At 70.2% G+C, this 21,364-nt stretch carries 15 protein-coding genes; 13 read left to right on the top strand and 2 right to left on the bottom strand.

The window, feature by feature from the left end:
• Nucleotides 1–261: 261 nt before the first annotated feature.
• The 7 genes from CCS38_RS23035 to CCS38_RS23065 all read left to right on the top strand — a co-directional run bounded on the left by CCS38_RS23035 (nt 262) and on the right by CCS38_RS23065 (nt 11,090).
• Complete coding sequence (locus CCS38_RS23035; RefSeq protein WP_223735218.1) at nt 262–2,877, top strand: ABC transporter substrate-binding protein; 2,616 nt, start codon at nt 262–264, stop codon at nt 2,875–2,877.
• A 148-nt stretch (nt 2,878–3,025) separates the two neighbouring features.
• Nucleotides 3,026–4,933, top strand: coding sequence for a translational GTPase TypA (gene typA, locus CCS38_RS23040; protein ID WP_223735219.1), 1,908 nt, complete (start codon nt 3,026–3,028; stop codon nt 4,931–4,933).
• Between the two features lie 466 nt (nt 4,934–5,399).
• Complete coding sequence (locus CCS38_RS23045) at nt 5,400–7,028, top strand: peptide ABC transporter substrate-binding protein (protein ID WP_223735220.1); 1,629 nt, start codon at nt 5,400–5,402, stop codon at nt 7,026–7,028.
• A gap of 131 nt (nt 7,029–7,159) precedes the next feature.
• Entirely contained in the window at nt 7,160–8,083 is a 924-nt protein-coding gene (locus tag CCS38_RS23050; protein WP_223735221.1) for an ABC transporter permease, read from the top strand.
• Between the two features lies 1 nt (nt 8,084).
• Entirely contained in the window at nt 8,085–8,993 is a 909-nt protein-coding gene (locus tag CCS38_RS23055; RefSeq protein WP_223735238.1) for an ABC transporter permease, read from the top strand.
• Between the two features lie 11 nt (nt 8,994–9,004).
• Nucleotides 9,005–10,042 (top strand): ABC transporter ATP-binding protein, encoded by a 1,038-nt coding sequence (locus CCS38_RS23060; protein WP_223735222.1) that lies wholly within the window; start codon nt 9,005–9,007, stop codon nt 10,040–10,042.
• Nucleotides 10,035–11,090: an ABC transporter ATP-binding protein gene (locus CCS38_RS23065; RefSeq protein WP_223735223.1), complete on the top strand. Its 1,056-nt coding sequence runs from the start codon at nt 10,035–10,037 to the stop codon at nt 11,088–11,090. The genes CCS38_RS23060 and CCS38_RS23065 overlap by 8 nt, the downstream gene beginning before the upstream one ends.
• A gap of 21 nt (nt 11,091–11,111) precedes the next feature.
• On the opposite strand, the gene CCS38_RS23070 is transcribed toward CCS38_RS23065, so the two are convergent.
• Entirely contained in the window at nt 11,112–13,676 is a 2,565-nt protein-coding gene (locus tag CCS38_RS23070; RefSeq protein ID WP_223735224.1) for a hypothetical protein, read from the bottom strand.
• A 98-nt stretch (nt 13,677–13,774) separates the two neighbouring features.
• Between CCS38_RS23070 and CCS38_RS23075 the strand changes: the two genes are divergently transcribed.
• The 6 genes from CCS38_RS23075 (at nt 13,775) to CCS38_RS23100 (ending at nt 20,086) form a co-directional block, all read left to right on the top strand.
• Nucleotides 13,775–14,326 (top strand): hypothetical protein, encoded by a 552-nt coding sequence (locus CCS38_RS23075; protein WP_223735225.1) that lies wholly within the window; start codon nt 13,775–13,777, stop codon nt 14,324–14,326.
• Between the two features lie 172 nt (nt 14,327–14,498).
• On the top strand, nt 14,499–16,130 hold the full coding sequence (locus CCS38_RS23080) for a peptide ABC transporter substrate-binding protein (RefSeq protein ID WP_223735226.1): 1,632 nt from the start codon (nt 14,499–14,501) through the stop codon (nt 16,128–16,130).
• A 4-nt stretch (nt 16,131–16,134) separates the two neighbouring features.
• A complete protein-coding gene (locus tag CCS38_RS23085; protein WP_030264021.1) occupies nt 16,135–17,058 on the top strand; it encodes an ABC transporter permease in 924 nt (307 codons plus the stop codon).
• On the top strand, nt 17,051–18,022 hold the full coding sequence (locus tag CCS38_RS23090) for an ABC transporter permease (protein WP_223735227.1): 972 nt from the start codon (nt 17,051–17,053) through the stop codon (nt 18,020–18,022). Before CCS38_RS23085 ends, CCS38_RS23090 begins: the two co-directional genes overlap by 8 nt.
• Before the next feature lie 17 nt (nt 18,023–18,039).
• Entirely contained in the window at nt 18,040–19,068 is a 1,029-nt protein-coding gene (locus CCS38_RS23095) for an ABC transporter ATP-binding protein (RefSeq protein WP_223735228.1), read from the top strand.
• Complete coding sequence (locus CCS38_RS23100) at nt 19,058–20,086, top strand: ABC transporter ATP-binding protein (protein WP_223735229.1); 1,029 nt, start codon at nt 19,058–19,060, stop codon at nt 20,084–20,086. The genes CCS38_RS23095 and CCS38_RS23100 overlap by 11 nt, the downstream gene beginning before the upstream one ends.
• Nucleotides 20,087–20,230: 144 nt before the next feature.
• On the opposite strand, the gene CCS38_RS23105 is transcribed toward CCS38_RS23100, so the two are convergent.
• Nucleotides 20,231–21,355 carry an ABC transporter ATP-binding protein gene (locus CCS38_RS23105; RefSeq protein ID WP_223735230.1) on the bottom strand — a complete coding sequence of 375 codons (1,125 nt, stop codon included), beginning with the start codon at nt 21,353–21,355 and terminating at the stop codon, nt 20,231–20,233.
• Nucleotides 21,356–21,364 lie beyond the last annotated feature (9 nt).

Here is a 21,364-nt window from a genome sequence, read left to right on the forward strand (position 1 = left end):
CGAGTGTCGCGCGTCACAGTCGCGGTTGGGAAGGGATTCGCCGGTATTCCGGGTCACGATGGCGCATAGGGGGGCGTGACCGGTCGTAGCGGAACGCGTTGGGCCGGGCGGGTGGCCTTGGGAAGTACGGCCGCCGTGTCGCCGGGTCGCGGGGCACGCCGTCGTTTTGAGTGGACGGGCCATAGATGTGATGAGCCGCAAAGTCGGCCGAATGTGATCAGCGGCGGCGCCGCCGCACGGGCGAGCCCGGAGGTAACAGTGATGACCGACGACGTCGGACCGCAGGGCCCGAACGGCGGCCGGACGGCGGGCCGCGGGCGCCGCCGGGTCGCGCTCCTCACCGTCGGCGCGCTGCTGCCGCTGCCCGTACTGGCCGGCTGCAGCGGCGACGAGGCGCAGCCGGCCGGCGCCGGCAGCCAGGACATCGCCCCGGCCGCCCCGGCGACGCTGCGCGACGGCGGCACGGTGCGCTGGGCCGTGGACGAGCTCCCCGGCACCTTCAACGCCTTCCAGGCGGATGCCGGCGAGAGCACGGACATGGTGGCGGGCGCTGTGCTGCCCGCGCTGTTCACCGTGGACGCCAACGGCGTACCGCAGCGCAACCCGGACTACCTCAAGGCCGCCGAGGTCACCCAGCGCGAGCCGAAGCAGGTCGTGCGGTACTCCCTGAACCCCGCGGCGCGCTGGAGCGACGGCCGGAAGATCTCGGCGGCCGACTTCGCCGCCCAGTGGAAGGCGCTGCGCGGCAGGAACGCCGCGTACTGGACGGCGCGCAACGCCGGCTACGACCGCATCGAGAAGGTCGAGCAGGGCGGCGGTCCCGGCGAGGTCCGGGTGACCTTCGACCGCCCGTACGCCGACTGGCAGTCGCTGTTCACGCCGCTGTACCCGAAGAGCGCCATGGGCAGCCCGGCGGCGTTCAACGACGGCTCGCGCAAGAAGCTCGCGAGCAGCGCCGGGCCGTTCCGGGTGCGGAAGCGGGACGCCGGCGCCGGCACGGTCACCCTCGTACGGAACGCGGAGTGGTGGGGCGGCCGGGCCCGGCTGAAGAAGATCGTGCTGACCGAGCTGCCCGCCTCGAAGCGGCCCGCCGCGCTGGCCAAGGGGAAGATCGACGTCGCGGAGATCGACCGCGGCACGGCCGAGGAGCTCACCGCGGCGGGCGGCGGGAACCAGCGGGCCGCCGTCGGGGACGACGCGCCGCGCGGCGCCGTCTCCGCCGACGCGCTGCGCCACCAGGCACTGGCCCGCGGCACCGACGCCGAGCGTAAGGCGGAGCTCGAGCATCGCAGGGAGGCCGCGGCCGCCGCCGAGCGCCGCGCACACCTGCGTGGCTACACCGTCCACCGCGCCCTCTCCCCGTCCTTCACACAGCTCGCCCTCAACGGCAGTACCGGACCGCTCACCGACGAGCGGGTCCGCCGCGCGGTGGCCCGCGCCATCGACCGCAGCACGCTGGCGAAGGAGGTACTGGGCCCGCTCCGGCTGCCCGCGGCGCCGGTCGGCAGCCATCTGCTGCTCGCCGGGCAGCCCGGGTACCGCGACAACAGCGGCGCGCTGGGCGGCCAGGACGCCGAGGCCGCCCAGGCGCTGCTGGCCGACGCGGGCTGGCGGATGCCGCAGGGGGGCGTCGAGGAGAAGACGGACGCACAGCCCGGCGACCGGACGGACGGGGAGAACGGGCAGGGAGACGGGAAGAGCGGACAGCGGGGCGCCGGGCAGCCGCACGGCGGTCCCGCCCGCTCCGGCGCGGAGACCGCGACCGGCCCGGCGTCCCTCTCGGCGCTGACCGGCGCCGGTTCCGCGGGCCTGCAGCGGTCGGCCCTGCTGCGGCAGAGCGCGGCGCTGTACGACGCGACGGCGCGTGCGGAGCGGCGGCGCGCGCTCGGCGACACCCGGTCGGCCGCGTACGCCGCGTACCAGCGGGCGAGCGGCCGGGCCGCGGACGCCTGGGACGAGGCCGACGTACTGGCGGACGCCGCCCGGCGGCAGACCACCGCCCTCGCGGCGGGCCCCGGGCAGTGGGGCTGGGACGACACCAAGCCCGGTGCGGGTCAGGAGGCCGCGGGCACCGGTCCGGCCGGTCCGCTCAGCGCCGCCCAGGCCCGCGAGGCCGAGGCCGCCGCCGAACGCAACCGGCTCGCCGCGGCGGCGGAGCGTGCGGAACGGGAGGCGGGACAGCAGCGGCCGGGCGGGCAGCAGGCGCGGAAGCGGCCCGAGGCCGTCGAGGCCGGGGCCGCCCAGGACGCGGGGGACGCCCACAGCGGCCCCGACGGCAAGGGCACCGGGCACCGCGAGCACGCGCGCGGCAAGGACGACGCCGCCGCCCGCAAGAGCGCCGTCTTCGTGAAGAAGAACGGCCGGCCGCTCATGCTGCGCTTCGTCCTGCCCGACGGCCCCGGCACCGCCCAGCTCCGTACGGTCGCCGACCGGATCTCCGAAATGCTGGCGAAGATCGGCGTACGGACGACCGTCCAGAAGGTGGCCGACAAGAGCTACTTCGAGGACCACATCGCGTCCGGGGACTACGACCTGGCGCTCTACTCCTGGCCCGGCAGCGCCTACCCGGCCACCGACGCCCGGCCCATCTACGCCAAGCCCCGGCCCGCCGCCGACGGCTCGCTGACCGTCGAGCAGAACTACACCCGGGTCGGCACCGACCGGATCGACCAGCTCTTCGACCAGGCGTCCGCCGAGCTCGACCCGGACGCGGCACGGGACCTCGTCGCCCAGGCCGACCAGCGGATCTGGGCGGCCGCAGGATCGATCCCGCTGTACCGGCAGCCGCAGCTCGTCGCGGCCCGGTCCCAGCTCGCCAATGTGGGCGCTTTTGGCTTCGCGACGCCCGTTTACCAGCACATCGGTTATAAGAAGTAGCAGGTCAGGACGGGTGCGAGCGGGCTGAGGCGGCCGTTGCCGCGCCAGCCCCGTACCATGGGACGAGGCCGTGGCGTCTGCATGCCCGGCGGGCGCGCGTGCCGGACCGTACGCGCCGTCAACCACAATTCCGGGAGAAGCGCCGCAAGTGCCCACGCGCCACGACATTCGTAACGTCGCCATCGTCGCCCACGTCGACCACGGCAAGACCACCCTTGTCGACGCCATGCTCAAGCAGGCGGGAGCCTTCGCCGCACACGCCGCCGAGAACCTCGACGAGCGCATGATGGACTCCAACGACCTGGAGCGTGAGAAGGGCATCACGATCCTCGCCAAGAACACGGCGGTGAAGTATCACCCCAAGGACGGCGGGGACCCGATCACGATCAACATCATCGACACCCCCGGCCACGCCGACTTCGGTGGCGAGGTCGAGCGCGGTCTGTCGATGGTCGACGCGGTCGTCCTGCTGGTCGACGCCTCCGAGGGTCCGCTGCCGCAGACCCGCTTCGTGCTGCGCAAGGCGCTGGCCGCGAAGATGCCGGTCATCCTGTGCATCAACAAGACCGACCGCCCCGACTCCCGGATCGCCGAGGTCGTCGACGAGACGTACGACCTGTTCCTGGACCTGGACGCGGACGAGGACCAGATCGAGTTCCCGATCGTCTACGCCTGCGCCCGTGACGGCGTCGCGTCGCTGACCAAGCCGGAGGACGGCACCGTCCCGGCCGACAGCACGAACCTGGAGCCGTTCTTCAACGCGCTCCTGGAGACCGTCCCGGCCCCCGAGTACGACGAGACCGCGCCGCTGCAGGCCCACGTCACCAACCTCGACGCGGACAACTTCCTCGGCCGTATCGCGCTGCTCCGCGTCGAGCAGGGCGAGCTGAAGAAGGGCCAGACCGTCGCGTGGATCAAGCGTGACGGCACCATCTCCAACGTCCGCATCACCGAGCTGATGATGACCGAGGCGCTGACCCGCAAGCCGGCCGAGGTGGCGGGCCCCGGTGACATCTGTGCCGTCGCCGGTATCCCCGACATCATGATCGGCGAGACGCTGGCCGACCCGGAGAACCCGATCGCGCTGCCGCTGATCACGGTCGACGAGCCCGCGATCTCGATGACCATCGGTACGAACACCTCGCCGCTGGTCGGCCGCGGTGGCACGGGCAAGGGCGCGGACGCCAAGGCCGCGGTCAAGGACCGCAAGGTCACCGCCCGCCAGGTGAAGGACCGCCTGGAGCGCGAGCTGATCGGTAACGTCTCGCTGCGCGTGCTGGACACCGAGCGCCCCGACGCCTGGGAGGTGCAGGGCCGCGGTGAGCTGGCGCTGGCCATCCTGGTCGAGCAGATGCGCCGTGAGGGCTTCGAGATGACCATCGGCAAGCCGCAGGTGGTCACCAAGGAGGTCGACGGCAAGACCTACGAGCCGACCGAGCGCATGACCATCGACGTGCCCGAGGAGCACATGGGCGCGGTCACGCAGCTCATGGGCGTCCGCAAGGGCCGGATGGACAACATGTCCAACCACGGCTCCGGCTGGGTCCGCATGGAGTTCATCGTGCCGTCCCGCGGTCTGATCGGCTTCCGTACGGAGTTCCTGACCAACACCCGCGGTACGGGCATCGCGCACTCGATCCACGAGGGCCACGAGCCCTGGTTCGGCACGCTGACGACCCGTAACAACGGCTCGCTGGTCGCCGACCGCGCCGGTGCGGTCACCGCCTTCGCGATGACCAACCTCCAGGAGCGCGGTGTGCTCTTCACCGAGCCCGGCACCGAGGTGTACGAGGGCATGATCGTCGGCGAGAACAGCCGCGCCGACGACATGGACGTCAACATCACCAAGGAGAAGAAGCTCACCAACATGCGCTCCTCCTCGGCCGACTCCTTCGAGGCGATCGTGCCGCCGCGCAAGCTCTCCCTGGAGCAGTCCCTGGAGTTCTGCCGCGACGACGAGTGCGTCGAGGTCACCCCGGAGGCCGTCCGCATCCGCAAGGTGAACCTGGACGCCCGCGAGCGCGCCCGCGCCGCCTCGCGCGCCAAGCACAACTGACGGCCCGAGGCACCGCAGGCCGACTTCCCAGCGCCCCGCCGGACTTCTGTCCGGCGGGGCGCTGTCGTATGCACGCTGTGTAACCGCTCGGCCTTGCGTGCGCTATCCCACCAGTGGCTCCTGGTCAAGACGCCGAGGGTCGTCCGCGACCCCCGCCGGGCGGCCGAATAGCGGACGAGCGGCGTCCTCCGGTGAGTTGGAGGTCCGATTCCTTCCCGTCTGGTTGGATTGGTTTGTCCGGTTTCCGGACGTCAATCTCCGGGATGTGATCAAACCGAGACCAGAGACTCGTGGCTTATGGGGCGAACGTGACTGAGGATGGGGGCTATTGAGCTCGGGTCAATGGGTCACGCGCTGTGAAGGCGCCGACTCACGAGCATCGGGGGCCGGTCGCGCGCTGTCAGGGGTGTCAGCGGACGGCCGGCTCCTTTCCATGTCACTAATGGACTCATGAGGAGGCAGTCCCATGCGCGGTGCCAGAAGCGCTACTTGGGTCGCGGGAGCCATAGCCATCGCCCTCGGTGTGACGGCGTGCGGCGGGGGTGGAGACAGCGCGGGTTCCGAGGCCGGAGTCGTGCGGTCCGCCTGGGGCGACCCGCAGAACCCGCTGGAGCCCGCCAACACCACTGAGGTGCAGGGCGGCAAGGTCCTGGACATGATCTTCCAGAACCTCAAGAAGTACGACCCGAAGACCGGCGCGGCCGAGAACGACGCCGCCGAGTCCATCGAGACCAAGGACCAGCAGACCTTCACCGTCAAGGTGAAGAAGGGCCTGACGTTCTCCAACGGCGAGCCGCTGACCGCCAGCTCCTTCGTCGACGCCTGGAACTACGGCGCGCTGGCCACCAACCAGCAGAAGAACAGCTACTTCTTCGCCGACATCGAGGGCTACGACAAGGTCGCCCCGGCCAAGGGCAAGCCGACCGCGAAGACCCTCTCGGGCCTGAAGGTCGTCGACGAGCACACCTTCACGGTCAAGCTGACCCAGAAGATGTCGACCTGGCCGGTCCGGCTGGGCTACAAGGCGTTCGCGCCGCTGCCGAAGAAGTTCTTCTCGGACCACAAGGGCTACCTCGACAAGCCCATCGGCAACGGCCCGTACGCGGTCGACTCGTACCAGAAGGGCACGCAGATGAAGCTCGTGCCCAACAAGAAGTACAAGGGCGACGACAAGCCGCAGAACAAGGGCGTGCTGCTGAAGGTCTACACGGACTCCAACACCGCCTACTCCGACCTGCAGGCCGGCAACATCGACGTGCTCGACAGCATGCCCGCCGAGCAGATCAAGAACGCCAAGACCGACCTGCAGGGCAACTACGTCTCGCAGCCGGCCGGCATCAACCAGACCATCACCTTCCCGCTCGACAAGGGCGCGTGGAGCAAGCCGGGCATGGAGAAGGTCCGCAAGGGCATCTCCATGGCGATCGACCGCAAGCAGATCACCGAGAAGATCTACCACGGCACCCGGACGCCGGCCACCGACCTCACCTCCCCGGTGCTGGGTGCCGCCAACGGCTACTCCAAGGACGCCTGTGGCGACGCCTGCACGTACAACCCCACCGAGGCCAAGAAGCTCATCGAAGAGGGCGGCGGCCTGCCCGGCGGGAAGATGACCATCAGCTACAACGCGGACAAGGACTCCCACAAGGAGTGGGTGGACGCGATCTGCAACAGCGTCAACAAGGTGCTGGGTGACGACAAGGCGTGCGTGGGCAACCCCGTGGGCACCTTCGGCGACTTCCGCAGCCAGATCACCAAGGGCGAGATGACCAGCGCCTTCCGCGCCGGCTGGCAGATGGACTACCCGCAGATCGAGAACTTCCTGACGCCGCTGTACGCCACCGGCGCCAGCTCCAACGACTCGCACTGGAGCAACAAGGAGTTCGACGAGCTGCTGAAGAAGGCCGCGGCCGAGCCGGACACCAAGAAGGCGACCGAGCTGTACCAGGACGCCGAGAAGCTGGTCTTCGACGACATGGTCGCCATCCCGCTCTTCTACCAGAACGGCGTCGCCGGCTGGTCGCAGAACGTCTCCGACGTCGAGCTCGACGCCTTCAGCGTCCCGGTCTACACCGAGATCAAGGTCAAGAGCTGACCCGACGCAGCCCCTGAGCGGGCCGCACCGAACCAACCGCTCACGGCGGCAGGGAGCAGCCGGTCACCCGGGCCTCGTCGAAGAGGCCCCGGGCCCGGCTGCCCCCGCGTCGGCGCACTTCTGGAGGACACATGGGGCGCTACGTCGTGCGACGACTGCTCCAGATGGTGCCCGTCTTCATCGGCACCACTTTCCTGATCTTCGTCATGGTCTACGCGCTCGGCGATCCCGTCGCGGCCATGTTCGGAGACCGGACCCCCGACCCGGCCACCGCCGCCCAGATCCGGGAGTCCCTGCACCTGAACGACCCGCTGTGGAGCCAGTACCTGCAGTACATGGCGGGCATCTTCCAGGGCGACTTCGGCACCGCCTTCAACGGCCGCCCGGTCATCGAGCTGATGGGGGACGCCTTCCCCAACACCGTCCAGCTCACCCTGGTCGCCTTCGTCATCGAGCTGGTGGTGGGCGTGACGCTCGGCGTCATCGCGGGCATGCGCCGCGGCCGTCTGATCGACACCGGCGTGCTGGTCCTCACCCTGTTCGTGATCTCCATCCCGACCTTCGTCACCGGCTACCTGCTGCAGTACTTCGTCGGCGTGAAGTGGGGCGCGCTGCCCCCGTCGGTCTCCACCGAGGTGCGCTTCGAGGAGCTGATCCTGCCCGGCATCGTGCTGGCCGGCGTCTCGCTGGCGTACGTGGCCCGGCTGACCCGCACCTCCATCGCGGAGAACATCCGCTCCGACTACATCCGCACCGCCACCGCCAAGGGCCTGCCGCGCCGCCGCGTGATCAGCGTGCACCTGCTGCGCAACTCGCTCATCCCGGTCGTCACCTTCCTCGGCACCGACATCGGCGGCCTGATGGCCGGCGCCATCGTCACCGAGCGGATCTTCAACCTCCAGGGCGTCGGCTACCAGCTCTACCAGGGCATCCTGCGGCAGAACGCGCCGACCGTGGTCGGCTTCGTGACCGTGCTCGTGGTCGTCTTCCTCGCCGCCAACCTGCTCGTCGACCTGCTCTACGCGGTCCTGGACCCGAGGATCCGGTATGCCTGAGATGACCAAGACAGCGGCCGACGAAGCCGTGGCCGCCGCCGAGTCCGTGCCCGAGCAGGCCGAGAAGGCCCGCTCCCTGTGGGGTGACGCCTGGCACGACCTCCGCCGCAACCCGATCTTCTACATCTCGGCCGTACTGATCCTCTTCCTGGTCGTCATCTCGATCTGGCCGAGCATCATGACGAGCACGAGCCCGTACGCCTGCGACGTCGCCAAGTCCGCCCAGGGCGCGGCCCCCGGTCACCCCTTCGGCTTCGACAAGCAGGGCTGCGACGTGTACGCGCGCACCGTGTACGGCGCCCGCGCCTCGGTCACCGTCGGCATCTGCACCACCCTCCTCGCCGCCGTCCTCGGCTGCCTCATGGGCGGGCTGGCCGGCTTCTTCGGCGGCTGGTGGGACTCGCTGCTCTCCCGGATCGGCGACATCTTCTTCGGCATCCCGATCCTGCTCGGCGGCATCGTCTTCCTGTCCGTCGTCAAGGGCGGTTCGATCTTCACGGTCGTCCTGCTGATGGCCGTCCTCGGCTGGCCGCAGATCGCCCGTATCGCGCGCGGCGCGGTGATCACCGCCAAGCAGCAGGACTACGTACAGGCGGCCCGCGCGCTCGGCGCTTCCACCCCGCGCATGCTGCTCCGGCACATCGCCCCGAACGCCCTTGCGCCCGTCATCGTCGTGGCGACCATCGCGCTCGGTACGTACATCTCGCTGGAGGCCACCCTGTCGTTCCTCGGCGTCGGACTGAAGCCGCCGACGGTCTCCTGGGGCATCGACATCTCCCAGGCCGCCACCCAGATCCGCAACGCGCCGCACACCCTGCTGTACCCGGCGGGCGCGCTGTCTCTTACGGTGCTGGCGTTCATCATGCTCGGCGACGCGGTGCGCGACGCCCTCGACCCCAAGCTGCGCTGAGGGAGGCGTACGTGACCACCACCGAGAAGACCGCGGCCGTGCCCGGCCCGCGGACCCCGGAAGCGGCCGGTTCGCCGCTGCTCCAGGTCCGTGACCTGCACGTCGAATTCCACACCCGGGACGGCGTCGTCAAGGCCGTCAACGGCGTCAACTACAGCGTCAGCGCGGGCGAGACGCTCGCCGTGCTCGGCGAGTCCGGCTCCGGCAAGTCCGTCACCGCCCAGGCGATCATGGGCATCCTCGACATGCCGCCGGCGAAGATCCCGCAGGGCGAGATCCTCTTCCGCGGCCAGGACATGCTGACGATGTCCGGTGAGCAGCGCCGCAAGATCCGCGGCGCCAAGATCGCCATGATCTTCCAGGACGCGCTGTCCTCGCTGAACCCGGTGCTCTCCGTCGGCTACCAGCTCGGCGAGATGTTCCGCGTCCACCAGGGCCTGTCCAAGAAGGCCGCCAAGGCCAAGGCCATCGAGCTGATGGACAAGGTGAAGATCCCGGCGGCCGCCAGCCGTGTGGGGGACTACCCGCACCAGTTCTCCGGCGGTATGCGCCAGCGCATCATGATCGCGATGGCGCTGGCCCTCGAACCGGACCTGATCATCGCCGACGAGCCCACCACGGCCCTCGACGTGACCGTCCAGGCCCAGGTCATGGACCTCCTCGCGGAGCTGCAGCGCGAGTACCACATGGGCCTGATCCTCATCACCCACGACCTCGGCGTGGTCGCGGACGTGGCCGACAAGATCGCGGTGATGTACGCGGGCCGCATCGTCGAGCACGCACCCGTGGGCGAGCTGTACAAGACCCCCGCGCACCCCTACACCCGCGGCCTGCTGGACTCCATCCCGCGCCTGGACCAGAAGGGCCAGGAGCTGTACGCGATCAAGGGCCTGCCGCCCAACCTGCTGAACATCCCCGGCGGCTGCGCCTTCCACCCGCGCTGCCCCAAGGCCCAGGACGTCTGCCGGGCAGACGTCCCGGCGCTGGCCACGGTCGCCGACGGCCGCGGCAGCGCGTGCCACTTCTGGAAGGAGACGCTCCATGGCTGAGCCCGTCACGAAGAACGCGGACCGCGAGCCGATCCTCCGGGTACGCAATCTGGTGAAGCACTTCCCGCTCACCCAGGGCGTCCTCTTCAAGAAGCAGGTCGGCGCGGTCAAGGCCGTCGACGGGATCTCCTTCGACCTGTACCGGGGCGAGACGCTGGGCATCGTGGGGGAGTCCGGCTGCGGCAAGTCCACCGTCGCCAAGCTGCTGATGAACCTGGAGCGGGCGACCGCCGGTGAGGTCTTCTACAAGGGCGAGGACATCACCAAGCTCACCGGCCGCGCCCTGAAGGCCGTCCGCCGCAACATCCAGATGGTCTTCCAGGACCCCTACACGTCGCTGAACCCCCGCATGACGGTCGGCGACATCATCGGCGAGCCCTTCGACATCCACCCCGAGGTGGCCCCGAAGGGCGACCGGCGCCGCAAGGTCCAGGAGCTGCTGGACGTGGTCGGGCTGAACCCGGAGTACGTGAACCGGTACCCGCACCAGTTCTCCGGCGGCCAGCGCCAGCGCATCGGCATCGCCCGCGGCCTCGCACTCAACCCCGAGATCATCATCTGCGACGAGCCGGTCTCCGCGCTGGACGTCTCGGTCCAGGCCCAGGTCGTCAACCTGATGGAGCGCCTCCAGGACGAGTTCGAGCTCTCGTACCTCTTCATCGCCCACGACCTCTCCGTCGTCCGGCACATCTCCGACCGCGTCGGCGTGATGTACCTCGGGAAGATGGCCGAGATCGGCACGGACGAGGAGATCTACGAGCACCCGACCCACCCGTACACCCAGGCCCTGCTGTCGGCCGTGCCGGTCCCCGACCCGGAGGCCCGCGGCGGTCGCGAGCGGATCATCCTCAGCGGCGACGTGCCGTCCCCGGCCAACCCGCCCTCGGGCTGCCGCTTCCGCACCCGCTGCTGGAAGGCCCAGGACAAGTGCGCCGAGGAGATCCCTCTTCTCGCCGTCCCCGAGGCGCTGAAGAACACCGACTCGCTCGCCGCTCACGAGTCGGCCTGTCACTTCGCGGAGGAGAAGGACGTGGTGGGGGCGGCGTAGAAGGGGGGCGGCCCAGGCCGCCTAGATTCCGATGCCCTGGTCCGGCCGGGGCGGTTCCGGCGCCGGCCCGGTGGGCGGCGCCTGTACGGGACGTGTCGCGGCCGGGCCCTTGGACGGCTCGGCCGGGACGCCGGTCTGCCATACCGGTGGCGCGACCACCGGTGCCGCGGCTCCGGACTTGGCGGGGGCGTGGGGCACGGCCTCCGGTGCGGACTTGGCCGGGACGTGGGCCGCGGTCTCCGGGGCCGGCGGCCGGGGCCCCACCCACCGCTCCGGTACCCCGGGCAGCCGCCGCACCGAGTCCGTCGCCCGCGCGTTGGCGAAGGCGGCGGCCTGGTGCGCGACCGGCGCGAACCCGGGCGCGGCGTTGGCGCTCTCCGAAGGGATCTGGCGCACGCCCATCCTGTTCAGCTCGCCGACCGTCTGCTGGTCGAACACCTGCCGCGGCAGCTGCCAGGAGGCCGCGCCGGTCACGTCCACGCGGTGCTCCCTGCCGTCCACCGGGAAGGTCAGCCCGTACCCCAGGTACTGCTGGTGCTCGTCGAAGAGCAGCGTGCCTTCGACCTGGCTGCCCGCCTCCCGCACGCGGTCCGCGAGTTCCCGGGTGACCGGCGGCAGCGGATTCGTACGGCCGAGGCTGGCGACGTACCCGTCGGCGACCAGCTCCGTCACGTTGCCGTCCCGGTCCGTGAACGGCACCCGGAAGAGCGGCTTCCCGTCCGGCCCCGGCACGGTCTCCACCGCGCCCAGCCGGGCCCTCTTGATGTCCAGCCGGTCGCCGTACCCGGAGCCCTCGCCCGTCATCTCCCGGTACTGCACCTGGTGGTTGAGCGCAGCCGGGGCGTTGCCACCCAGGATGGTGACGCGTGCGTCCGGGTTCCGCTCCAGGATGATCTCCGCGTTGGCGACGCCGGTGCCGCCCGAGCCCGCGATGATCCAGTGCTGGGCGGCGCGCGGGTCGAACCGGTTGTCTGCGACCTCGTCGCCCATCAGCGCCCGCCCCGGCGCGGCCGCGCGGGCGTCCTCCCACCGCTGCGTGGCTGCCAGCGTCTGCCGGATGCCGTCCACCGTCTCGCCCTGCACGGACTTACTGTCACCCAGCCGCCCCTGGACCGCCTCTTCGTCCAGCATGCGCAGTACGGCGGCGGCACCGTCTCCCGACCGCTCCGCTTCGTGGAGCCGCTCCCGCAGTTCGGGCACGCGCTCGCCGAGGAGGCGCACCGCCTCGCTCAGGCTCTCCACGCCCCGGACCCCGCGGCCGTTGTCGTCGCGCGCGACACCCGGCACGACCTCCGGCGTCAGACCCGTGGCGATGACCGGCGTACCGGCCACCTCGACCGTGAGCGGCTCGCCGCCGCTCAGCGGCTCGATCCGCGTCACCAGCCTGCCGTTCTTGTCCAGCGCGAGCTGCCCGTACCCGTCCACCAGCGGCCCACGCGCCGCCAGCCGGTCCTCCCACGCGCGGGTCGCCAGGATGGACACCCGGTCCTTGGGCCCGCTGTCCGCGTACGGATCGAGCCCGACGCGCCGCAGGTCGCGGTCCTGGTCGGCGGACTGCACGAGACCCGCGCCCGGGTCCAGATGCCAGCGCCCGACCGCGTCGACCAGCAGCATGTCCTCGTCCCGGCCGGTCAGCGCGGCGCCGCCGCCGATCATCACGGGGCGCGGCCGCACCCGGCCGCCCTGCCACAGCGCCTCGTCCCGCAGCTGCCGCTCCGTGACCGCGCTCCGGGCACTGCGCGCCGCCGCCTCCTGCTCGGCGCTCTCGCCCAAGGCGCTCACCGGCGCGTCCGCCTCCGGCAGCGCGACCGAAACCGCCCGCCCCCCGAGGACCGTCCGCACCTCGCGCGCGGCCTGCGCCTCGGCCTCCCGGAAGGAGCGGAGGGCGGCGGCGTCCTGGGGGGTGAGGTGTTCTATGGGGTGGGCGAGGTCGCGGACCAGACGCAGGCTGCCGGCCGACAGGTGCTGTCGTGCGTAGTCGAGGCGGATCTCGGCGGCCTGCGCCGCGGCCGCGAAACCCTCCGTCTCGCTGACGGGGACGGTGGGCCGCAGCCCGCACCGGTCGAGGAGCCCGGAGAGCTCCGCTCTGGCCTGCGCGCGCTGCTCCTCCTCGAGCGAGGGCCGGGCGTACTGCTCGGCGAGCCAGTTGAGCTCGCCGATCCGGCCGCGGTCGGTCGCGGACAGCGAAAGGTCGGCGGGCAGTTCCGCGCCGCGCCCCAGCAAGTCCGCCGCTACGGGGGCCAGTCCGTCACGTGACCGTTCCCGGCAGGCCAGGAACTCGCCCGCGCCTTGCGAGAGCACCCGGCCGAGTCGGTCGAGGGGCAGGCGGTCGGACGTATGGATCATGTAGTGCTCGGACGTCGTGTTCACCATCGTCCGTGCCACCGTGCCGTCCGGGAGCGGTACCGCGTCCACCCAGACGGAGATCGACTGGCCGGAGACATGCAGCGCGTCGAAGAAGGGACGCCCGTCGTCGACCTTCAGCTCGGCCCGGTAACCGGCGAGTTCCAGCACCTGCGGCAGCAGCCGCTGCGCTGCCGCGAGCAACTCGCGCTGGCTCGTCCATGAGCCCTGTTGCCGAGGCATGCTCAGCAGCAGTCTGGGATCGGTACCCGCGTCCACGTATTCCCCCGATGACGTCAACTCCCGTACTACCGTGAGCCGCAGCGTATAGGATCACGATCATGCTGATAGCGCGTTCGGCCCTGGAAGCCCACCTCTACATGGACCTGCATCCGTGCGAATGCGGGGTCGCGGATTTCGCGCGTCAGCACAGCCTCCAGGAGCGCGAGGGCGCGCTGATTTCGATGTACGAGGGCGCGTGCGCGGGATGCGGGCGCCAGCGGCAGTTCGTTTTTGAAATGGTGGAAGAAACGCCGCCGCCCCCGCCGGCATTCGGTGGGGCGACACCTTCTCGGATCATTGACCCGGGGGAGTTCCAGACCGTGGCCAACAGCGTGTCCGCACGTGTCGGCCCCCTCCTCCTGGCCGCTTCGCCGGCCGAGCAGGGAGAGCACCGGGCAGCGATGGCTTACGGTCTCGCGGCGGTGGAGGAAGTGCTCAAGTTCTTCCCGGCGGGAGAAGACCGGATTCCGGCCGCCGCTTTCACCTCGGAGCGCGGCAGGGCGCTCTATGAAAAGGACCCGGAGCGGTTCTCCCGGGACCTGGTCGAGGACGAGATCGCCGGCAAGCGCCGCATCCTGGAGTCCCTCGACCGCCCCGCTCCGCCTCAGTAGCAAAGCGTCCCCACTCCCTCCGCGCCCCCGGCATCCCCGGGGGCGCTCGCGCATTCGGATGGTTTCCGTGGAGCCGGGGGCTCGTACGGACGTAGTGGGAGTGCGACCGCATCCTCTTTGGGTTCTTATGTGGCCTACGTACGACTTGTGTCGCGGACTGAGGAGGCACCGGATGCGTGGAGCCACCCGTGCGAAGTGGGCGGTGGGAACGGTGGCCGTCGCCCTCGTGGCGACGGCGTGTGGTGGCGGCGGGGGCGACGGTGGCGGGGACGGCAAGGGGGTCCTCAGTTCGTCCTGGGGTGACCCGCAGAACCCCTTGGAGCCCGCCAATACCAACGAGGTGCAGGGCGGCAAGGTCCTCGACATGATTTTCCGGGGGCTCAAGCGGTACGACCCGAAGACCGGCGAGGCCGAGGACATGCTCGCCCAGAAGATCGAGTCCGAGGATCAGCAGAATTACACGGTCACGATCAAAAAGGGCTGGAAGTTCAGCAATGGGGAGCCGGTCACCGCGCAGTCGTTCGTGGATGCCTGGAATTATGGTGCGCTGATCGACAACAATCAGAAGAATGCGTATTTCTTCGGCTATATCGAGGGGTATGAGAAGGTCCATCCGGAGAGCGGAAAGGCCAGCGCCCGGACGCTCTCCGGGCTGCAGGTGAAGGATGACCGGACCTTTACCGTCAAGCTCAACCAGAAGTTCTCGACCTGGCCGCAGACGCTCGGGTATCCCGCCTTCGCGCCGCTGCCGCGTGCCTTCTTCAAGGATCACGACGGCTGGCTGAAGAAGCCGGTCGGGAACGGGCCGTACAAGGTCGAGTCGTACACCAAGGGCTCGGCGATGAAGCTGCGGAAGTGGGGCGGGTACAAGGGCCCGGACAAGGCCCGGAACGGCGGCGTGGACCTGCGGGTCTACACCGACAACAACACCGCCTACACCGACCTCCAGGCCGGCAATCTCGACCTCAGCGACGACATTCCCGCCGCGCAGCTGAAGAACGCGGAGGCGGATCTCGGCGACCGGTACATCAATCAGCCCGCCGGGATCATCCAGACCCTGACCTTTCCCATGTACGACGCCCAATGGGGGTCGCAGAAGATGGCGAAGGTGCGGCAGGGGCTGTCCATGGCGATCGACCGCAAGACGATCACGCGGCAGATCTTCCAGAACACCCGCACCCCGGCCAGTGACTGGACCTCGCCCGTGCTCAAGGCCGACGGCGGGTACAAGTCGGGGCTGTGCGGAAAGGCGTGCGAGTACAACCCCGCCGAGGCGCGCAAGCTCATCAAGGAGGGCGGCGGGCTGCCCGGCGGCAAGGTCACCGTCACGTACAACGCCGACACCGGCTCGCACAAGGACTGGGTCGACGCGCTCTGCAACAGCGTCAACAAGGTGCTGAAGAACGACAAGGCGTGCGTGGGCAATCCGGTGGGGACCTTCGCCGATTACCGGAACCAGATCACGGCCAAGAAGATGAAGGGGCCGTTCCGCGCCGGCTGGCAGATGGACTACCCGCTCATCCAGAACTTCCTGCAGCCGATGTACTACACCGACGCCTCCTCCAACGACGGCAAGTACAGCAACAAGCAGTTCGACAAGCTGGTCGACGAGGCGAACGCGGAGACCGACCGGCAGGCGGCGGTGCGGAAGTTCCAGGACGCCGAGCGGGTGCTGGTCAAGGACATGCCGGTGATTCCGCTCTGGTACCAGAACGGCAGCGGGGGTTACACCGACCGGCTGAGCGATGTGAGACTCAATCAGTTCAGCGTGCCCGTCTACGACCGGATCAAGGTCGGCAGCTGACCTCATGGGACGCTACGTCATCCGGCGCCTGCTCCAGATGATCCCGGTGTTCATCGGCAGCACGTTCCTGATCTTTTTCATGGTGTACGCGCTGGGCGATCCGGTCGCCGCGATGTTCGGCGACCGCGCCCCCGACCCCGCCACCGCGGCCCGGATCCGCGAGGAACTCCTCCTCGACCAGCCGCTGTGGAAGCAGTACCTGCACTACATGGGCCAGATCTTCCGCGGGGACTTCGGCACGGCCTTCAACGGGCAGCCGGTCACCGAGCTGATGGGCACCGCCTTCCCGGTCACCCTGCGGCTGACCCTGGTCGCCATCGTCATCGAGATCATCGTCGGCGTCACCCTCGGTGTGCTGAGCGGGCTGCGGCGCGGGCGCGCGCTGGACACGTCCGTCCTGGTCTTCACCCTGGTCGTGGTCTCCATCCCGACCTTCGTCAGCGGCTATGTGCTGCAGTTCCTGCTCGGGGTGAAGTGGGGCTGGGTGAAGCCGACCGTCTCCACCGACGCGTACCTGGACGAGCTGCTACTGCCCGGGGTGGTGCTCGCGCTGGTCTCGCTCGCGTACGTCACCCGGCTGACCCGCACCTCGCTCGCCGAGAACGCCCGCGCGGACTATGTGCGCACGGCGGTGGCCAAGGGGCTGCCGCGGCGCCGGGTCGTCACCCGGCATCTGCTGCGCAACTCACTGATCCCGGTGGTCACCTTCATCGGCACCGACATCGGCTCGCTCATGGGCGGCGCCATCGTCACCGAGCGGATCTTCAACATCCACGGCGTCGGCTTCCAGCTCTACCAGGGCATCCTGCGGCAGAACTCGCCCACCGTCGTCGGCTTCGTCACCGTCCTCGTGCTGGTCTTCCTCTTCGCCAACCTCGTCGTCGACCTGCTGTACGCCGTCCTCGACCCGAGGATCCGCTATGCCTGAGCGCTATGTACCGAAAGAAGCGATCACCCATGGGGACGGCGGCACCGCCGCTCTGGCGATGGCCGAGGCCGAGACGCTGGAGGGCGGCCGGAACGGCCGGGGCGGGAGCCCGCGCGACAAGCCGCGCAGCCTGTGGGGCGACGCCTGGCGCGACCTGCGCCGCAACCCCGTCTTCCTGGTCTCCGCGCTGATCATCCTCTTCCTGGTCGTCATCGCGATCTGGCCGCAGCTGATCGCCGACGGGAATCCCTACCGCGCGGACCTCGCCAAGGCCCAGGAGGGCTCCGCGCCCGGCCACCCCTTCGGCTTCGACACCCAGGGGCGGGACGTCTACACCCGTACCGTCTACGGCGCCCGCGCCTCCATCACCGTCGGCATCTGCGCCACCGCGGGCGCGGCCCTCCTCGGCAGCGTCCTCGGCGGCCTCGCCGGCTTCTTCGGCGGCTGGTGGGACGCGCTGCTCTCGCGCGTCGCCGACATCTTCTTCGGCATCCCCGTGCTGCTGGGCGGCCTGGTCTTTCTCTCCGTCGTCACCAGCAAGACCGTCTGGCCGGTGGTCGGCTTCATCGTGCTGCTCGGCTGGCCGCAGATCGCCCGGATCGCCCGCGGCTCCGTCGTCACCGCCAAACAGAACGACTACGTCCAGGCCGCGCGGGCGCTCGGCGCCTCCTCCGGCCGGCTGCTGCTCCGCCACATCGCGCCCAACGCCGTGGCCCCCGTCATCGTCGTCGCCACCATCGCGCTGGGCACCTACATCTCCCTGGAGGCCACGCTGTCCTACCTCGGCGCGGGCCTGAAACCGCCCACCGTCTCCTGGGGCATCGACATCTCCACCGCCTCCACCTACATCCGCAACGCGCCGCACATGCTGCTGTATCCGGCGGGCGCGCTGTCGATCACGGTGCTGGCGTTCATCATGCTCGGCGACGCGGTGCGCGACGCCCTCGACCCCAAGCTGCGCTGAGGAGACGGAGACCGCAGATGGCCACCACGACGCATCCCGAGGCGGCGCCCGCGCTGCTCGACGTGCGCGACCTGTACGTGGAGTTCCGCACCCGCGACGGCGTCGCCCGGGCCGTCAACGGCGTCAGCTACCGCGTCGACGCCGGCGAGACGCTCGCCGTGCTCGGCGAGTCCGGCTCCGGCAAGTCCGTCACCGCCCAGGCGATCATGGGCATCCTCGACTCGCCGCCCGGCTTCGTCACCGGCGGCGAGGTCCTCTTCCGGGGCCGGGACCTGCTCAAGGCCGCGCCCGAGGAGCGGCGCAGGATCCGCGGCGCCCGGATGGCGATGATCTTCCAGGACGCGCTGTCCGCGCTGAACCCGGTGCTGTCGGTGGGCGCCCAGCTCGGCGAGATGTACGAGGTCCACCAGGGCATGAAGCGCAAGGACGCGCGCGCCAAGGCGGTCGAGCTGATGGACCGGGTGAAGATCCCCGCGGCCCGCAGCCGGGTCGGTGATTACCCGCACCAGTTCTCCGGCGGCATGCGCCAGCGGATCATGATCGCGATGGCGCTGGCCCTGGAGCCGGACCTGATCATCGCCGACGAGCCGACGACGGCGCTGGACGTGACGGTCCAGGCCCAGGTCATGGACCTGCTGGCCGATCTCCAGCGGGAGTACGACATGGGGCTGATCCTGATCACCCATGACCTGGGGGTGGTCGCGGACGTCGCCGACCGGATCGCGGTGATGTACGCGGGCCGGATCGTCGAGACCGCGCCCATTCATGATCTCTACAAGTGCCCCGCGCACCCCTACACCCGCGGCCTGCTGGACTCGATCCCGCGGCTGGACCAGAAGGGCCAGGAGCTGTACGCGATCAAGGGCCTGCCGCCGAGCCTGACCGCCATCCCGCCCGGCTGTCCCTTCCACCCGCGCTGCCCCCGGGCCCGGGACGTCTGCACCACGGACCGGCCGCCGCTGTACGACGTGGCGCCGGGCCGGTCCAGCGCCTGCCACTTCTGGGAGGAGACCGTGCGTGACGAGGAGCCGCCGCATGACCGCTGAGGCCATTCTCGAAGTACGCGACCTGGTCAAGCACTACCCGCTGACCCAGGGCATCGTCCTGAAGAAGCAGGTCGGCGCGGTCAAGGCGGTCGACGGCGTCTCCTTCGACCTGCGCAAGGGCGAGACGCTCGGCATCGTGGGGGAGTCCGGCTGCGGCAAGTCCACCGTCGCCCGGACGCTCGTCGGCCTGGAGCGGCCGACCGCGGGGGCGATCCGGTACCACGGCGAGGACATCACCAGGCTGTCCGGGCGCGCGCTGAAGGCGGTCCGCCGCAACATCCAGATGGTCTTCCAGGACCCCTACACGTCGCTGAACCCCCGCATGACGGTCGGCGACATCATCGGCGAGCCGTACGACATCCATCCGGAGGTGGCCCCGAAGGGCGACCGGCGGCGCCGGGTCCAGGAGTTGCTGGACGTGGTCGGGCTGAACCCGGAGTACGTGAACCGGTATCCGCACCAGTTCTCCGGCGGACAGCGGCAGCGGATCGGCATCGCGCGGGGGCTGGCGCTGCGGCCCGAGATCATCGTCGCGGACGAGCCGGTGTCCGCGCTGGACGTCTCCGTACAGGCGCAGGTCGTGAACCTGCTGGAGCGGCTGCAGGACGAGTTCGATCTGTCGTATGTCTTCATCGCGCACGACCTGTCGGTGGTGCGGCACATCTCGGACCGGGTGGCGGTGATGTACCTGGGCCGGATCGTGGAGACCGGCACCGAGGACGAGATCTACGGGCACCCGACGCACCCGTACACGCAGGCGCTGCTCTCCGCGGTGCCGGTCCCCGATCCCGAGGCCCGGGAGCACCGGGAGCGGATCCTGCTCGCCGGTGATGTGCCGTCGCCGGCGAATCCCCCTTCGGGGTGCCGGTTTCGCACGCGGTGCTGGAAGGCGCAGCCGGTGTGTGCGGAGGTCGTACCGCCGTTGGCCGTGCCCGAATGGTTCGCGGGCGCGGCGGGGCGGGCGCATCCCTCCGCGTGTCACTTCGCGGAGGAGCGCCATGTCGTGCCGAGCGAGTAGCCGCCTGCGGCAGCGTCGTGGCTGGCCGCGCAGTTCCCCGCGCCCCTGAAGGGGGCGCCCCGTAAGGGGCGCGGGGAACTGCGCGCGCAACCGACGCGGCGGGCCGGTCCGCCACGAACCGAACCACCCACGGCGGGTGGGCCGTCAGTCCCGGTCCGAGGACTCCTCGATCGCCGCCAGCGCCGGGTCCAGGACAATGTCCTCACCCCGCGAGGTAATCGTCGGCTCCTCCGGAAAGTGGCACGCCGTCAGGTGCCCCGCTGCATTCCCCGCGATCTGCAACAACGGCGGCTCCTCGGTCGCGCACTTGTCCTGCGCCTTCCAGCACCGCGTGCGGAACCGGCACCCGGACGGCGGGTTCACGGGGGAGGGGACATCCCCCGCGAGCCGGATGCGCTCGCGGTCGTCCTCGTCGTCCCCGGCCAGCCGGGCTTCCGGCACCGCGGAGAGCAGCGCGTGCGTGTACGGGTGGCGCGGCCGGGTGTAGATGGACTCGCGGTCGCCGACCTCGACGACCTTGCCGAGGTACATCACCGCGACCCGCTGGCTGAAGTGCCGCACGATCGCCAGGTCGTGGGCGATGAAGAGGAACGCGATGCCCAGCTCGCGCTGGAGGTCCTGGAGGAGGTTGACGACCTGGGCCTGGATGGAGACGTCCAGCGCCGAGACCGGCTCGTCGGCGACGATCAGTTTCGGTTCCAGGGCGAGGGCGCGGGCCACGCCGATGCGCTGCCGCTGGCCGCCGGAGAACTCGTGCGGGAAGCGGTTGTAGTGCTCGGGGTTGAGGCCGACGGTCTCCAGCAGCTCGCGGACCTTCTTCTCACGGCCCCCGGGCGGATTGATCCCGTTGATCTCCATCGGGCCGCCGATGATCGTGCCGACGGTCTGCCGCGGGTTCAGCGAGGAGTACGGGTCCTGGAAGATCATCTGGATCTCGGACCGGACCGGCGCGAGCTGCTTGCGGTTCGCGTGGGTGATGTCCCGGCCCCGGTACGAGATCGTGCCGCTGGTGGGCTCCAGGAGGCGGGTCAGCAGCCGGCCCGTCGTGGACTTGCCGCAGCCCGACTCGCCCACCAGGCCGAAGGTCTCGCCCGCGTACACGGTCAGGTCGAGCCCGTCCACCGCCTGCACGGCGCCGATCCGCCGCCGGAACGGAAAGCCGCCCATGATCGGGAAGTGCTTGGTCAGGCCCTCGGTGACCAGCAGCGGCTCGCCCGTCGGGACGGCGTCGCGGGGAGCGGGCAGGGTGACGTCTGTGGCTTCACTCATGATGGTCGT

Origin of the sequence: Streptomyces purpurogeneiscleroticus, from assembly GCF_020024005.1 — a bacterium.
In the GTDB taxonomy this organism is placed as follows: domain Bacteria; phylum Actinomycetota; class Actinomycetes; order Streptomycetales; family Streptomycetaceae; genus Streptomyces; species Streptomyces purpurogeneiscleroticus.